This window comes from Leifsonia shinshuensis, assembly GCF_022606355.1.
In the GTDB taxonomy this organism is placed as follows: Bacteria; Actinomycetota; Actinomycetes; order Actinomycetales; family Microbacteriaceae; genus Leifsonia; species Leifsonia shinshuensis_B.
This window is the reverse complement of sequence record NZ_JAHHZQ010000004.1, coordinates 378301-392901: the sequence shown is the minus strand read 5'-3', so window position 1 is coordinate 392901 and position 14601 is coordinate 378301. Positions and strand designations below refer to the sequence as shown.

Below are 14601 nucleotides of genomic sequence, written 5' to 3'. Positions count from 1 at the left end.
AAGCGACAACAACGTGCCCCTCGGCGAAGCGGATGCGGCGTTACGGCGCGGCGAGGAAGGCGGCGACGGCCTCCAGCACAGCGGGAGTGTCGAGGTGGAGGCCGTGCCGGGCGTCGAGCTCGAGCAGTCGGGAGTGCGGGATCGCCTCGGCCAGCAGCCGCGCGTGCGCCACCGGCGTCAGCGCATCCCTCGTCCCGTGGATCACCAGCGTCTCGGCGCGGATCCGGCCGAGCGCCCCGCTGGCGTCGTGGTCGCGGCTCGCGGCGAAGTGACCGCGGAGGGCCGGACGCGACGCCACCCGGTCGAAGAAGCCGGTCACGGCCTCCGGGTTCGCCTCGGCCCAGGCCGCGTCGAAGAACAGCGGCAGCATGCGCTCGCGGTCTCCGCTGAGGAGGTCGGCGATCACCGCCGGATCGCGACGCTCCCCCGGGCCGCCGGCCCGGTCGGACCAAGTCGTGCCGATCAATACCAGCCTGCGCACCCGGCTGGGATGCTCGGCCGCCAGCCACTGCGCGACCCTTCCGCCCATCGAGTGACCGACGACGTGCGCCGCGGACACCCCGGCCGCATCGAGCACGGCGAGGGCGTCGTCGGCGAACAGGCGCGTGCTGTAGCTGGCGGGATCGCCGGAGCCGCTGCCGCCGATGCCGCGGTGGTCGAACGCGATCACCCTCTGGTCCTCGGCCAGCGCGCGGGCGAACGGCCCCCAGCCGTGCATCCCGGTCGCCTGCCCGGCGATCAGCAGGACCGGCACACCGGTCCCGTGCTCCTCGAACGCGATGGGGACGCCGTCGTCTGCGGTCGCGAGAGGGGGCACGGCGTGCGAGTCTAGCGCGTGCCCGCACGCTAGCATCGCGGCATGCACGTGCGACTGCGGCCGGTGACAGCTGCCGACGCCGACGCCGCCTTCGAGATGATGCGCGACCCGGAGGCCGTGCGGATGGCCGCGTTCACCGCGGCGGACCCCGACGACCGGGCGGCCTTCGACACCCGCTGGCGTCGCCACCTCGCCGATCCCGCCATCCGGATGCGGGCCGTGGAGGCCGACGGCGGGTTCGCCGGCACGGTCGCGGCCTTCACACTCGACGGCGATCGGGAGGTCACCTACTGGATCCGGCGCCCGCTCTGGGGTGGGGGGATCGCGACGGCCGCCCTGATGCTGCTCGTCGCGGCCGAGCCGACCCGCCCGCTGCACGCGCGCGTCGCCGCGGCCAACCTCGGTTCGCTGCGGGTCCTCGAACGCGCCGGATTCACGCAGACCGGCAGCGCGACCTCCACTGCCGCCGGCTCGGGGGGCCTGGTCGCCGAGCTGCTGCTCGAACTCCGCTGAGACCGGCGTCGGCTGTCGCGTGCGCGTCAGACGCGCGCGGCGCGCTCCCTGACCGCACGGGCGCTCCACCGGCCGTCGGCACGCTCGACGCGGATCGGGTGCTCGAACGCGGCCGTCACGGTCTCGGTGGTCACGGCCGCCTCGATCGGGCCCGACGCGACGATCCGTCCATGAGAAAGCAGCAAGGCGTGGGAGGTCGTCTCCGGAAGCTCCTCGAGATGGTGCGTGACGAGCACGCTGGCGAGGTCGGGCACCGCCACCGAGAGCCCGTCGATGGTCTCGAGCAGCTGCTCGCGCGCCGCCACGTCGAGACCGGTGGTGGGCTCGTCCAGCAGCAGCAGCCGCGGGTCGGAGATCAGTGCGCGGGCGATCAGTGCCCGGCCGCGTTCCCCCTGCGACAGCGTCGGCCACCGGGCGTCGCGGCGGTCGTCGAGGCCGATCGTGTCGATCAGCTCGCGGGCGCGGGCGAGCTCGGCGGCCGAGGCCTCCCATCGCATGGGCGGCTCGATCGAGCCTGTGAGCCCGGTGAGCACCACCTCGGTGACCGTCAGCGGCGACCGCACGGGGTGGCGCGGATTGACGTGGCCGATGTGCCGCCGCAGCTCCTGCAGCTCCACCCGGCCGAGCCGTCTGCCGAGGACGTCGACCGTACCGGAGGTCGGGAACGCGACGGCGCCGCAGAAGCCGAGCACGGTGCTCTTTCCCGCGCCGTTCGGGCCGAGCAGCGCCCAGTGCTCCCCCACCCCGACCTCGAAGCGGATGTCCTCCAGGATGTGCCGCCCGTCGCGCCGGAAGGTCACATCACGCAGCTCGAGCACCGTGTCCATCCCACCATCTTCTCGTAGGTCACGGTTGTGTCTCGCACGGCGTTCGGTCACCGGATCCCGAGGAACCGCTCAGGCTCGCTTCGTACGCTCCCCAGCTATGGGGACCCAGCCGCTGAGAGTAGGGCCGTTCGCCCGTCGCCTGCTGGAACGTCGAGCCCGGCAGGACGCCGAGGCGACACGGCCGTCGCACGACACCGCGCAGGCGGACGGCGCACCGACGATCGCCACCCCCACGATCGCCGCCCTGCAGGCCCGCGCCAACGCCTACGCGCGCCGAGAGGAGCAGCGCTTCTTCTCCCGCTGCCGTCGCGACCTCGCCGAGCAGCGCGGTCTCGCCCAGGCGCTCGCCGCCGACCTGGACGCCTATGACGACCGGCTGGAGGCGCTCGCGCCCGCCGAGCGTGCGGCCTCCCATATCGCGGAGGGCGACGGCGTCGCCTTCGAAGAGCTGCGCCGGCTGCGCCGCAGGATCGCCCAGCGCAACGCCCGCGCTGAGCAGCTCGGAGCGAGCATCAATGCCCGGTTCACTACAGCGCGGCTGCGGGCGAGCAGGCACTTCGACCGCTCCGACGAGAAGATCGCCGTCTACTGGGGCGCGTATCTGCGCGCCCTGACACCGCCTCCCGGCGCCGTGCACGCGCCCGCCCTGAAACGCACGGACTCGCTCGCCGGACGCGAGACCTCCGTGGACATCTGGCGACCGGTCGAGCCTGTCGGCAGCGACCGGGCCGGCGGCACCGAACCATCCGCACCATCCGTCGAACCAGGGAGTCCCGATGCGCGAACGTGACAGGATCACCGACTACAGGGTGCCATCGACCCGCGGCCTGCGGCGTCGAGTGCTGTGGCGGCTGCGACGCATGCGCGGGGCGGTCGATGTGGAGACGCTGGAGGTGTTCGAGCACGAGCTCGCGGCCTTCGAGCGCGCGGGCGTCGCCGACCTGGAGCGTCAGCGCACCCGAAACGTCGCCGCCTGCTCCGCGCGACTCGCCGAGGCGCAGGCGCGGCTCGAGCTGATCAGCCGCTCGATCGAGCGCACCGAGGCCGACATCCGCCGCGCCGAGCAGGACGCCGCCCGCCTGGACGCCAAGCTCAGCGGCGGCGACCCCGAACTGCACAGTTACGCCTGAGGAGGACCCGCATGCCGAGGGACATCGTCACCAAGCCGCGCCGGGTCCGCCCGAGCGTCGGCCACCTCTCGCCGCTGGCGCACGTGCTCGTCTACGTGCTGCTGGTGGCGATGCTCGCCGTCGACTACATCCTGCTCGCGCAGGCACTCACGCTGCTGCTGCGCAACGACAGCCAGTACGGCTCGATCGGCCTGCAGATGTACGTCATCACGCTCGGCATCTCGCTCGCGGTGGTGTCGCTGCCGCACGTCTCCGCCATCCTGCTGCGGCGCGTGCAGGCGCGCGTGATGCACCGCGGCTGGATCCCGGTGGCCGTCGCCCTGCTGCTGCTCTGGGCCGCGCTGCTCGCCGCGATCACGATCGCCCGGATCAAGGCGGGCATGGACGCGGCCGGCGCAGGCGGTCTCACCGGACTCGTCGGCGGGTCGACCGCCACGACGCCGACGTTCTCGTGGACGGCGCCGGACACGATCATGGCGTTCCTCATGCTGGGCGTGCTCGCGACCTCCGGCACGATCAGCTTCGTCGTCGCCTGGCTGACGACGCGTCCGCTGCTGGTGGCGGCCGAGAAGGCGCACGCTCAGGTGGCTCGCCTGCGGACGCACCGCGACCGGCTGCTCGCCGAAGCCGTGAAAGCCGAGGAGGCCGCACACCACGCGACGAAGCTCGACGCCCAGGACGCAGTGCGCTACGCCGGCGCCTACACGACGTTCCACGCGCGACTCGACGTCATCCGCGCGCGCATCGCCACGCGCCTGGCCCAGCGGGCGCGCGACCCGGAGAGCACCAGCCAGATCATCCGGGAACTGCGGGCGCGGCGGGTCGTGGAGGCCTCGGGGCCGGCTCCTGCCGTTCCGGGTTTCCCGCCGGCGGCCGCCGTGGAGCCGGCGCCTCTGCAGTCGTCTCCCGCGCACCCGGCTCCCGTAGAGTCGGCCGCGACGGCGGAGGCTCCCGCCGGCGACGGTCCGCCGACGACCTGGGGGTACGAGCGTTGATCGGCGTCGCGAGACCGCCGCGCCGCGGCGGCGCGCGCGTGCGCTCGGTCGGCCGGCGCACGCTGACCGCTGCCGCCGCCGTGCTGGTCGCTGCCGCCGGATTGACGGCCTGCACCTCGGCGACCGCCACCGGCCAGGCCTGCGACCAGTCGCACAAACGCAACCTCGGCGTCGTCGCCGGAAGCACCGCCAACGCGCCGGCCATCACGGTCCCGGCCAGCGCGACCGCGCAGCTGAAGGCGGCGGGCGAGAGCAACGGCAGCGTGACGGTGGTCATCCCGTCCGGCACCCCGCAGACCATGGGAACGACCTCCATCGGGTCGAGCGCGCAGGACGCCATCGTCTGCCAGAACGACCAGCGCACCAAGCTCACCCAGATCACGTCGTACCTCGCCGGCCTCAAGGCGGCGTCGCCGCAGGTCGACTTCCTCGGAGCGATCGACCAGGCCGCGCGCGACCTCGGCTCGAACCCGCTCGGCGTTCTCGTGTTCGGCAGCGGCCTCCAGACCGCTGACCCGCTCGATTTCGCCGGCAGCGGCCTGCTCTACGCCGACCCGGCCCAGGTCGTCTCCGACCTGCGGTCGCGCGGGCTCCTGCCGACGGATCTGAAGGGCGTGACCGTCTACTGGTCGGGCATGGGCGACACCGCGGGCGCCCAGCAGCCGCTGACCGTTCCGGCGCGCAGCAACCTCACCGCGATCTGGACCGCCGTGATCAAGGCGGCCGGCGGGACACTGTCCTTGCTGCCCGAGCCGGCCTCCGGAGGTGCAGAGGCCGGGTTGCCGACAGTGACGCCTGTACCGGTGGAGGCCGTGAGCACGAAGACCGACTGGTCGCACCCGGTCGTCATCCGCAACGCCGACCTGCGCTTCGTGAAGGACACGGCCACGTTCGCCGACGCGGCATCGGCGCAGCAGCTGCTCGCCTCGCTCGCGCCGTCGATCGAGCAGAACAGCGGCGTCATCACGATCACCGGGACGGCCTCCAAGGACCAGGCGACGAATAACACGGCGGACACCGCGCTGTCGCTGCGCCGCGCGAACGCGGTGAAGGCCGCACTCGTAGCGCTCGGCGTGCCGGACGCGAAGCTCGCGACCGCGGGCGTCGGCTACGAGTGGTGCGGCTGGAAGAGCGAGACCGACGCCTCCGGCGCCTACTCGGATGCCCTCGCCGAGCAGAACCGCTCGGTCGTGCTGACCTCTGCCGGCGTCTCCCTCTGCGGCTGACGGGGACCGCCGAGGGGCACGTCGTTGTCACTTTCGGAGGCCGCAAGGGACAACAATGTGCCCTTCGCGGATCAGGTGGTGGCGGTGGGAGTGCCCGTGGGTCCGGAGCGTGCGCCGGCGCCCGCGTGCTTCGCTGCGGCGAGGTGGACGATGCGGGTCGCGGTCACCGTGTCGCCGCTGCGGGCGCCGAGAACGCCGACGCGATCGCCGACGGCGAACGAGGAGGCGTCGGTCGGCTTCTTCGCCGTGCCGTAGATCGTCGACGAGCCGATCTTCACGGTGATCGTCGCGCCTGCGGCCGACTGCATCGTCCAGGTGCCGCCGGAGATCGCGGTCACCGTGCCGACGGCGCCCTTGGCGCGCGCGCCCGTGCTGGGGGCGCCCTTCTTCGCGTGCATCGCCGAGTTCATGGCGGCTGGCACCGCCGTGTCTCCGCCGGCGACCGCGGCGGCGACGCCCCAGGCGGTCCCGCCCGCCACGACGACGACGGCGACGACCGCGGCTGCCACACCGATGCCCAGCGCGTGACGGCGCAGGAACGACGGACGCGAGAGCGGCTCCCCGGCTTTCATGCTGTCCGTGACAGCCATTCCCGGGGCCGTCGCCGGCTGCTGCCCCTCCAGCCAGGGCAGTGGAGCCGTCGGGTGCTCCTGCTCGCCGCCGTGCCCCTCCTGCCACCACGGAAGCGGCGTCGTCGGCTGATCGCGCCGGGCGCCCTGGACGTCCTGGGCGTTCTGGTCGGCGCCGGGGTCGTCGTGCCCGCGCGGCTCGTTCGTGTCCATGCCTCCACCCTGCCGGCGGCAGATCAGGAGGCCGCCCGGGGAGTGTCAGAGGAACGTAAAGTCACCCGGAACACCGCGCCTCCGCCGTCCGCCGGCGCGGCATCGATGGTCGCTCCGAGCCGGCCGGCGAGCGTGTGCGCGATCGAGAGCCCGAGCCCCGTGCCCACCGGTCGGGCGCCGCGATAGCGCGCGTGCAGGGCGCCGCGGTCGAAGGCCACCGGGGCGTCCTCTGCACTCAGTCCCGGCCCCCGGTCGCGCACCGACACCTCCACCCGGCCGGGCAGGATGCGCCCGGTGACCACGATCTCCGAGCCGGCGGGCGCGACGCGCAGGGCGTTCTCGACCAGCCCGTCGAGGATCTGCCGCAGCCGCATTTCATCGGTCTCGACCCCGAGCGGCTCGGGCGGCAGCGACGCGCGCAGCACGACCCCGGCGCCCCCGCTCGCTCCCGACCACGCGCGCAGGACCGCCGCGACGGTGTCGCGCGCGTCGAACCGCTGCGGTGCGATCGTGAACTCGTCCGCTTCCAGCCGCGCCAGCTCGAGCAGGTCGTCGACGAAACGCCTGAGCCGCTCCGACTCGGCCGACAGCGTCCGGCCGGCCTCCGCGACGCCGTCGGGCGGGATGACGCCGTCGGCCAGCGCCTCCGCGTAGCCGCGGATCGCGGTGAGCGGCGTGCGGATCTCGTGGGAGACCGACAGCAGGAACTCCCGCTGCCGGTCTTCGCTCGTCGCCAGCGCCGTGTCGAGTGTGCGCAGCGCCTGCGCGATGTCCTCGATCTCGGCGACCGGCTGCGCCTCGATCGGGACGCGCCTGCGGCCTCCCGCGAGCGCCCGCGCACCGTCGGCCAGGCGCTGCAGCGGACGGCCGAGGAGGCGCGCGAGCAGCACGCCGGCGGCCGTCGCGACGACCAGGCCGATCACCAGGGCGAGCAGGATGCCGCGCAGCAGCTCGGAGTCTCCCGCGGCGATGTCGGCGACCTTGCGCACGCCGACGATGCCTCCGCCGTCCCCTCCCGGGATGCCGACGAGCACGGCGTCCTTGCCGTTCACCGTGGTCGTGGTGGAGACCGTCCGGCCGGCCTTCAGATCTCGCACCACCTTCGGCCCCACGAAGGCGCGGGCGGCGCCGGTCACGGTGCCGTCGGGCGACACCACCGCGAACCGGTCGCCGACCGCCGCGAGCCGCCCGGCGCTCGCCCGGCCGGAGGAGATGAGCGCCGCGGCCTGTGTCTTGAGCTGCTGCCGGGCCTGGCCCTCCTCGACGGTCTGCACCACCTGCACCGCCACCAGCGCCGTCACCAGGACGGCGATCAGCGCCACCGCGAACGTCACCAGCACGAATCGACTGCTCAGCGAGCCGAGGAGCCGCCGCCGCGGCGCCGCGCCGGTCACGCCTCGTCCGCGACGCTGTAGCCGACCCCGCGCACCGTACGGACGATCCCGGCGGCGTCGCCGAGTTTGACCCGCAGCTGGGCGATGTGCACGTCCACGGTACGGCTGCTGCTGTAGTCGGCGACGCCCCACACCGACGAGAGCAACTGTTCACGCGTGAAGACGCGTCCCGGCTGGCTCATCAGCCGGTCGAGGAGGTCGAACTCGGTCGCGGTGAGCTCAACCCGGCCGGCAGCGGTCTCCACTCTGCGCCGCGCACCGTCGAGGCGCACACCGCCGACCGTGCGCGTCGGGAACGCGACCGGCCCGGCCGCCCTGCGCACCATCCCCTTGATGCGGGCGACCAGCTCGCGCGGCGAGAACGGTTTGGTGAGGTAGTCGTCGGCGCCGAGCTCGAGGCCGAGGATGCGGTCGATCTCGTCGTCGCGCGCGGTCACGAAGATGACGGGCGTCCAGTCGTCCCTGGCCCGCAGCGTGCGGCACACCTCGATGCCGTCGAGTCCCGGGATGCCGACGTCGAGCACGATCGCGACCGGCCGCAGCCGGTCCACCGCGGCCAGCGCCTGGCGGCCGTCGGTCTCGACGTGCACGCCGAAGCCCGCGCCGGAGAGGTACAACCGTTCGAGTTCCACGATCGCGGCCTCGTCCTCCACGACGAGCACCAGACCTCTCTCTTCGCCCACCCGTCCATCTTGACTGCTCGGCGACCGATGCCGCGCCGTTTCCTTGCCGCCTTACCGTTTCTTTACATTCCGCTCTCACGGCCCGAACCCGCAGGAGGCCGGATGAGGCATGGGCTTCTCACTGCGTTCTTCCGCGAGGCTGCGCTCGCCCACCGGACTGACGATGGCGTTCGGTGCCGCGCTGCGGCTCGTCGCCGGCACCGCTGCCGCGACGGCCGCGGCCGTCGCCTCGTCAGCACCGGCGACCCGGCCCCCGGCCGGGCCGACCTCCCGCACGACTGCCCGGCGGTTCGCAGCTTCGGCTGGTCATCACCTTCCCGGACTACGGGGACGGGCACACGATGGACGGCCGCGATCGCTCGGGAGCGGTTTACGCCACGACCGTGGGATGCCCGCCCTCCCACCCGGTCCACATCCCGCAGCTGGTGCTGCACATCACCTGTCCGACGAGCAGCGGCGCAGGGATCACCCTCTCGACCGGGCCGCAGACCCAGGGGCCGCCGGTGACCGGGCACGCCGACTTCGTGAGCGGATGGCAGCAGGGGCGCATGGATGCCGACGTCGCCGCGTGCGTCACCGCGCAGGTGCGCTGAGGGCCGGTGACGGGGGCGCAGGCGGCGCCGCAGGGTGGGAAGGTGCGGACGGCGTCACGCCCGTCATGGCGTCACGATGTCGAAGTCCGGGTCACCGCGGTCGAGCACGTCGGTCAGCTGCGTCAGCACGCCCAGGTCGCCCTCGACCGTCAGTCCGTCGGAGGTCGTGTCACCGCCGACGAGCGTCAGCAGCCGCGGCTTGCTGAGGGTGATGTGCAGGGGTGCGTCGCCGGACGGCTCGCGTTCGACGTAGATGAGCACGCCGTTGCGCAGCGTCAGGTGGAAGCTGCGGCCGAGGTCGGTCAGGGTGATGTCGAATGCGAGGTCGAGGTCCCAGGCCTTCGGCCCGTCGACGGTGATCGCTACCGCGTCGAACAGCTGCTCCGGCGAGAGCTGGATGAGGATGGCCGGCGCGTTGGCGGTCGTCGGCGTTCCGAAGTTCCCCTCCCGCAGTTCGGTGGCTCCCGACAGGAAGAAGTTGCGCCAGGTGCCGTTCTCCGACCCGTACGCGAGCTGCTCCAGCGTGTCGGCGTAGAGCGCCTTCGCCGCGGCATCCTCCGGATCGGCGAACACCGCGTGGTCGAGCAGCGTCGCCGCCCAGCGGAAGTCGCCGTCGTCGTACGCCTGCTGCGCGAGTTCGACCACGCGCTCCACGCCGCCGATCGCCGCGACGTAGCGCTCGGCCTGCGCCTTCGGCGGGTGCGGCCAGAGCCGCGCGGGGTTGCCGTCGAACCAGCCCATGTAGCGCTGGTAGATCGCCTTGACGTTGTGCGAGACCGAACCGTAGTAGCCGTGCGTGCTCCACTCGGCGACGAGCGCGGGAGGCAGTTCGAAGAGCTCCGCGATCTCGGCACCGGTGCAGCCCTGGTTGATGTAGCGCAGGGTCTGGTCGTGCAGGTAGCCGTAGAGGTCGCGCTGGACGCCGAGGAAGTGCCGGATGCGCTCGGCGCCCCAGGTCGGCCAGTGGTGCGAGGCGAACAGCACGTCGGACGAGTCGCCGTAGCGTTCGATCGCCTCGGTGAGGTACTGCGACCACACGTGCGGGTCGCGCACCAGCGCGCCGCGCAGCGTCAGCAGGTTGTGGAGGTTGTGGGTGGCGTTCTCGGCCATGCACAGCGCGCGGTACCGCGGGATGTGGAAGTGCATCTCCGACGGCGCCTCCGTTCCCGGCGCGAGCTGGAACTCGACCTCGACCCCGTCGAACGTGTGCCGCTCGCCCGTCTCCTTCACATCGATCGTCGGCACCAGGATGCCGGCCTCGCCGGTGGACGTGGTCTGACCGAGACCGGCGCCGACCTGGCCCCGGGGTCCGCGTGCGAGCGCGGCACCGTACATGTAGCCGGCGCGCCGCGCCATGGCCGTTCCCGCGTAGACGTTCTCGGCGATCGAGTGCTCAAGGAAACCGTGCGGCGCCACGATCTGCACCCGCCTGGCCTCCAGGTCGGCGCCCTCCACCACGCCGAGCACGCCGCCGAAGTGGTCGATGTGGCTGTGGCTGAAGATGACCGCGACCACCGGGCGGTCGCCGCGGTGCTCGCGGTAGAGCGCGAGCCCCGCCGCCGCCGTCTCCCGCGAGATGAGCGGGTCGACCACGATGACGCCGTTGTCGGTCTCGATGAACGACATGACGGAGAGGTCGAGTCCGCGCGCCTGGTAGATCCCCTCCACGACCTCGAAGAGCCCGTGCTTGGCGACCAGCATCGACTGCCGCCACAGGCTCGGATTGACGGAGGCGGGTGCGTCGCCGTCGATGAAGTCGTACGCCGACGCGTCCCAGACCGTGTCGCCGTCGTCGTCGCGGATCACCGGGTCGGCGAGGGTGCCGAGGAACCCGCGATCGGCGTCGTCGAAATCGGTAGCGTCGCCGAACGGCAGCGTTCCGATCAGCGCGGCGTTGGCGTCGGCGACCGACGAGGTCGGGTCGTTCTGCTTCATGGCGTGGTCTCCTCGGGTTCCGCACGCCCGACGGCCGTGCCGTTACCGCCGAGATTCCCGCAGAGGGGAGGTCACCGTCAAGACCCGTTCTGCCTCGGCACGGATCGTGCGTCCCCGGCCGCTTCAGGCTCCGGCCGGCTCCCGCCACATCGTCGTCACCGCAGCGTCGTCGAGCACCGCGTGGAAGCGGCCGATCGGCAGGAACCCTGCGCGCTCGTAGCGGTGGTCGTTGGCCGGGTTGGTCGACTCCAGATAGGCGGGGAGGCCGCCGGCGTCGAAGCGCGCGAGGTTCTGTGCGAGCAGCTGCTGCCCGATGCCGCGGCCGCGGTGGTCGGGGTGGGTGGCGAGCAGGCTCAGGTACATGTGCGGGCGCTCGCGCGGGCGTGCCCCCTCGAACAGGGTCAACAGCCGCTCGTAGGCGGCGAACCGTTCGGGGGACAGCACGTCCGCCATCAGCACGTCGAGCTGGTGTTCCTGTTCGGGCGTCAACTCGTCGGCCCCGGGCGGGACCCAGACCGCGACCGACGCGGCCTCCCCCGCCGGACCGTCGCTCAGAAACAGGGTGCCGTGGGCGACGGCACCCTCCACGTAGGGTCGCCAGAACGGCAGCAGATGCTCGGTGCGGCCGTCGGCAGCGATCAGGGCGGGGCCCCACACCGGGTCATCGCGGAACGCCAGGGCCAGCGTCGCGGTGACGGCCTCCACATCGGCCGTCGTCGCCGTGCGCACATCCATATCGGAACTGTAGCGCGCCGCGACGGCACCCCGTTCAGCGGGCGGCCAGCAGCTCCAGCACCTCGGCCGTGGTGCCGAGCTCGCCCAGCTTGGGGAACTGGTAGGCGATCGACGCCTCGTGCGCCTCGGCGACATCGCTCATCGCGTCCACGACGAACGCCACGTGATACCCGAGCTCGAAGGCAGCGCGTGCCGTCGATTCGACTCCGGAGGTCGTGGAGACGCCGGTCAGCACGATCTGCGTGGCACCGACCTCCCTCAGCTTCGCGTCGAGGTCGGTCGACCCGAACGCACCGAGCGTGCGCTTCGTCACGACGATGTCGCCCGGCTGCCGATCGAGCTCGGGCAGCAGCTCGGTCGCCTGCGGCGGCAGCGTCCGTGCTCCCACGCGCCCCGACGCCTTGCCGCGCTCGGTGCGGCCGGGCGCCGTGCCTTCGACGTTGACCAGGACGACGGGGAGGCCGGCAGCGCGGAAGGCGGCGGCGAGCCGCGCGGAGTTCGCGACGATCTGCTCGATCGGGTGCGCGATGGAGTGGCCCAGGATGCCGGTCTGCAGGTCGATGACGACGAGGGCGGGGGTCTCTTCGAGCTCGATGCTCATGGTGCTCCTTCGAGGTGGGATGCGTCCGACGACCGCGAACGTTCGTAGCCATAATAATCAGCTCAGCTGATGATTTGCACACGCTATGATCGGGCCATGACCCGCTCCGCGCCTCCGACCGACGCGCCGCTCGGGACCCTCGTCAAGAAGGTGCACCTGCGACTGCAACGGTTGGCCGACGACGCCCTCGCCCCGACCGGGCTGGATCGCCGCGAATACGCAGTGCTGCGCGTGCTCATCGCGAACGAGCCGCTGTCGCAGCAGGCGCTGGCCGCCCTGCTCGGCGTCGACCAGACCACGATGGTGGCCGTCATCGATTCCCTCGAGGCCAAGGCGGCCGTCACCCGCCGGCCAGACCCCGCGGACCGGCGGCGCAACGCCGTCCAGGTCGCCCCGGGGGGGCACGCGGCCTTCCGCCGGGCGCTGGCCGCCTACACGGCCGCCGAGGCCGACTTCCTCGCGCCCTTGGGCACCGCCGACGCCGAGCGTTTCCGCGCGGCGCTCCACCTCCTCCTCGACGCCCCAACCCCGCCCAAGGGCACCTGAACGCCCTCAAAACCCGCTGTTCGGGGCGTTTAGGTGCCCTTCGGCGCGTGGATCAGGCAGGGAACGGCACCGGGTAGGCCTCGGCGAAGTCGGCCGAGCGGCCGACAGCAGCCCAGCGCTCGTCGTCGGCGAGCAGGCGGCGATCGTCTCCTGCGGGGCCAGCGCGCGCAGGGCCGGCCCGCAGCCACCCCCACCTCCTGACCTCCCGAGGGCCTCCTGACCTCCCGAGGGCCTCCTCCCCTCGGCGGTATGGCGCGGGAGCAGCGAGGCGGGTACGCGTGCTGAGTGCGTGCGGGGCTATTGCGGGTGCGGGGTCTCGCCCCGCTCGAGCATGGCGACGAGCTTCTCGAGGCGGTTGCCGCGACTGGTCGCGCTGGGGGCCGTCATGAGCCGGTGCAGCACGGAGTAGCGATTCGCCGCGTTCAGCGTCGCGAACGTGGCCGCGGCGGGCTTCGACACGTCGAGCGCGGCGATGAGGTCTTCCGGCATCTCCGCGGTGCGCGAGCTCGCGTACGCGCGCTCCCACCGGCCGTCGGCCTTCGCCCGCTCGATCTCGGCCTGCCCGCGCTCGCGCATCCTGCCCTCGGCGATCAGCCCCTCCACGAGGCCGATGTTGCGCTGCGACCACAGCGAGGCAGCCCGCCTCGGCGTGAACCGCTCCACGAACGTGGTCGCGTCGCGGCTGCGCTTCTGCCCGTCGATCCATCCGCTGCACAGCGACTCGTCGACCGCCTGCGCGTAGGTGAGGGAGGTCGGGTCGGTCGTGCCCTTCTTGGCGAGCACCAGCCAGACCCCGTCGGAGACGCTCTCGTTGACATCGAGCCACGCGCGCCAGGCGGCGGCATCGGCCACGACGAGTTCGTCCGCATCGATCCCCATGCCGAAACCCTATCGGCGGGCACCGACAATCCGAGCCGAGCGCCTCAGACGTGCAGCAGCACCAGCACGTGGTACACGACGAACGCCGGCCAGACGATCGCCTGCAGCAAACCCCAGACCACGCCCCAGAACGAGCCGTCGGAGACCGATACGAAGTACACCGCCGCTCCGATGTAGGCGATGAAGAAGAAGAACCCCCACTGGGCCGACTGCACGACCACCCTGCCCCGACCGTTGTCGCTCATGGCGCCTCCGTTCCCTGCGGGCCAGCGTAGCGATGCCGACGCAGTGATGCGAGAGCCCCGCCCCGCACCCGCGAGCGGTGTTCCCGGGGGTTCCCGCCGGGCGTACGTCGGCGGAGCATGGAGGTCGACACATCCGGCGAAGGAGTTGCGATGACCTCGAAGACGCACGCCCCCACCCCGTTCCTGCGGACCGTGTTCGCCGGCGTCGCCGGCGGGGCGGCGGGCACCACGGCGCTCAACGCCGTCGGCTATCTCGACATGCTCACGCGCGGGAGGCCGTCGAGCGATGTCCCCGAGCAGGTCGTCGAGACGCTCGCCGACCGGGCCGGAGTCGAGATCCCCGGCCCGGACTCGAAGCGGCCGAACCGGGTTACGGCCCTCGGCGCGCTCGCGGGCATCGCCGCCGGTGTCGGCGTCGGGCTCGCGGTCGCCGTCGGCCGCCGGGCCGGCATCCATGCGGGCCTGCTGGTCGCCGCTGCTGCGGCCGGAGCCGCTGCCATGGCCGCCTCCGACACGCCGATCGCGGCGCTGAAGGTGAGCGACCCGCGCACCTGGTCGGCCACCGACTGGCTGAGCGACGCCATCCCGCACCTCGCCTACGGCCTCGCCACCGTCCTCGTCATCCGGTCCATCGACCGCCGCTGAAGCGCCACCCGAGCCCCGGCGCCGACCCCGACCCCCGCCCGACGCGTACGCGGGC

The 14601-nt window shown here is 72.6% G+C and carries 18 protein-coding genes; 8 read left to right on the top strand and 10 right to left on the bottom strand.

All coding sequences use genetic code 11. The features are described 5' to 3' along the window. Window positions 1-40 precede the first annotated feature (40 nt). Window positions 41-817, bottom strand: coding sequence for an alpha/beta fold hydrolase (locus KNO15_RS17215; RefSeq protein ID WP_241705032.1), 777 nt, complete (start codon window positions 815-817; stop codon window positions 41-43). A gap of 42 nt (window positions 818-859) precedes the next feature. On the opposite strand from KNO15_RS17215, the gene KNO15_RS17210 reads away from it, so the two are divergent. Next, window positions 860-1330: a GNAT family N-acetyltransferase gene (locus tag KNO15_RS17210; RefSeq protein ID WP_241705031.1), complete on the top strand. Its 471-nt coding sequence runs from the start codon at window positions 860-862 to the stop codon at window positions 1328-1330. 26 nt (window positions 1331-1356) lie between these two features. On the opposite strand, the gene KNO15_RS17205 is transcribed toward KNO15_RS17210, so the two are convergent. Next, window positions 1357-2157 carry an ABC transporter ATP-binding protein gene (locus KNO15_RS17205; protein WP_241705030.1) on the bottom strand — a complete coding sequence of 267 codons (801 nt, stop codon included), beginning with the start codon at window positions 2155-2157 and terminating at the stop codon, window positions 1357-1359. 97 nt (window positions 2158-2254) lie between these two features. Here KNO15_RS17205 and KNO15_RS17200 point away from each other — a divergent pair, with 97 nt between their 5' ends. Genes KNO15_RS17200 through KNO15_RS17185 form a run of 4 tightly spaced genes read left to right on the top strand, consistent with a single transcriptional unit; the run spans window position 2255 to window position 5508 of the window. Then, on the top strand, window positions 2255-2947 hold the full coding sequence (locus tag KNO15_RS17200) for a hypothetical protein (protein ID WP_241705029.1): 693 nt from the start codon (window positions 2255-2257) through the stop codon (window positions 2945-2947). After that, on the top strand, window positions 2934-3287 hold the full coding sequence (locus KNO15_RS17195) for a hypothetical protein (RefSeq protein WP_241705028.1): 354 nt from the start codon (window positions 2934-2936) through the stop codon (window positions 3285-3287). Before KNO15_RS17200 ends, KNO15_RS17195 begins: the two co-directional genes overlap by 14 nt. A gap of 11 nt (window positions 3288-3298) precedes the next feature. Continuing rightward, a complete protein-coding gene (locus tag KNO15_RS17190; protein WP_241705027.1) occupies window positions 3299-4282 on the top strand; it encodes a hypothetical protein in 984 nt (327 codons plus the stop codon). Next, a complete protein-coding gene (locus KNO15_RS17185; RefSeq protein WP_241705026.1) occupies window positions 4279-5508 on the top strand; it encodes an OmpA family protein in 1230 nt (409 codons plus the stop codon). The genes KNO15_RS17190 and KNO15_RS17185 overlap by 4 nt, the downstream gene beginning before the upstream one ends. Before the next feature lie 71 nt (window positions 5509-5579). On the opposite strand, the gene KNO15_RS17180 is transcribed toward KNO15_RS17185, so the two are convergent. Genes KNO15_RS17180 through KNO15_RS17170 form a run of 3 tightly spaced genes read right to left on the bottom strand, consistent with a single transcriptional unit; the run spans window position 5580 to window position 8367 of the window. Continuing rightward, entirely contained in the window at window positions 5580-6290 is a 711-nt protein-coding gene (locus KNO15_RS17180; protein WP_241705025.1) for a DUF5666 domain-containing protein, read from the bottom strand. Window positions 6291-6313: 23 nt separating this feature from the next. After that, window positions 6314-7684: a HAMP domain-containing sensor histidine kinase gene (locus tag KNO15_RS23390; protein WP_241705024.1), complete on the bottom strand. Its 1371-nt coding sequence runs from the start codon at window positions 7682-7684 to the stop codon at window positions 6314-6316. After that, window positions 7681-8367: a response regulator transcription factor gene (locus KNO15_RS17170; protein ID WP_241705023.1), complete on the bottom strand. Its 687-nt coding sequence runs from the start codon at window positions 8365-8367 to the stop codon at window positions 7681-7683. Before KNO15_RS17170 ends, KNO15_RS23390 begins: the two co-directional genes overlap by 4 nt. Window positions 8368-8540: 173 nt before the next feature. Between KNO15_RS17170 and KNO15_RS17165 the strand changes: the two genes are divergently transcribed. Beyond that, window positions 8541-8960 (top strand): DUF1996 domain-containing protein, encoded by a 420-nt coding sequence (locus KNO15_RS17165; RefSeq protein ID WP_308220451.1) that lies wholly within the window; start codon window positions 8541-8543, stop codon window positions 8958-8960. 63 nt (window positions 8961-9023) lie between these two features. Here KNO15_RS17165 and KNO15_RS17160 read toward each other — a convergent pair whose 3' ends face one another. The 3 genes from KNO15_RS17160 to KNO15_RS17150 all read right to left on the bottom strand — a co-directional run bounded on the left by KNO15_RS17160 (window position 9024) and on the right by KNO15_RS17150 (window position 12231). Next, on the bottom strand, window positions 9024-10895 hold the full coding sequence (locus tag KNO15_RS17160; RefSeq protein ID WP_241705021.1) for an alkyl/aryl-sulfatase: 1872 nt from the start codon (window positions 10893-10895) through the stop codon (window positions 9024-9026). Window positions 10896-11018: 123 nt separating this feature from the next. Next, window positions 11019-11630, bottom strand: coding sequence for a GNAT family N-acetyltransferase (locus tag KNO15_RS17155; RefSeq protein ID WP_241705020.1), 612 nt, complete (start codon window positions 11628-11630; stop codon window positions 11019-11021). Window positions 11631-11664: 34 nt separating this feature from the next. Beyond that, window positions 11665-12231: an isochorismatase family protein gene (locus tag KNO15_RS17150; protein ID WP_241705019.1), complete on the bottom strand. Its 567-nt coding sequence runs from the start codon at window positions 12229-12231 to the stop codon at window positions 11665-11667. 96 nt (window positions 12232-12327) lie between these two features. On the opposite strand from KNO15_RS17150, the gene KNO15_RS17145 reads away from it, so the two are divergent. Then, window positions 12328-12777 (top strand): MarR family winged helix-turn-helix transcriptional regulator, encoded by a 450-nt coding sequence (locus tag KNO15_RS17145; protein WP_241705018.1) that lies wholly within the window; start codon window positions 12328-12330, stop codon window positions 12775-12777. Between the two features lie 297 nt (window positions 12778-13074). On the opposite strand, the gene KNO15_RS17140 is transcribed toward KNO15_RS17145, so the two are convergent. Both KNO15_RS17140 and KNO15_RS17135 read right to left on the bottom strand, forming a co-directional pair. Continuing rightward, window positions 13075-13656 carry a YdeI/OmpD-associated family protein gene (locus KNO15_RS17140; protein WP_241705017.1) on the bottom strand — a complete coding sequence of 194 codons (582 nt, stop codon included), beginning with the start codon at window positions 13654-13656 and terminating at the stop codon, window positions 13075-13077. A gap of 44 nt (window positions 13657-13700) precedes the next feature. Then, a complete protein-coding gene (locus tag KNO15_RS17135; RefSeq protein WP_241705016.1) occupies window positions 13701-13901 on the bottom strand; it encodes a hypothetical protein in 201 nt (66 codons plus the stop codon). 150 nt (window positions 13902-14051) lie between these two features. Here KNO15_RS17135 and KNO15_RS17130 point away from each other — a divergent pair, with 150 nt between their 5' ends. Beyond that, on the top strand, window positions 14052-14546 hold the full coding sequence (locus KNO15_RS17130; RefSeq protein WP_241705015.1) for a hypothetical protein: 495 nt from the start codon (window positions 14052-14054) through the stop codon (window positions 14544-14546). Window positions 14547-14601 lie beyond the last annotated feature (55 nt).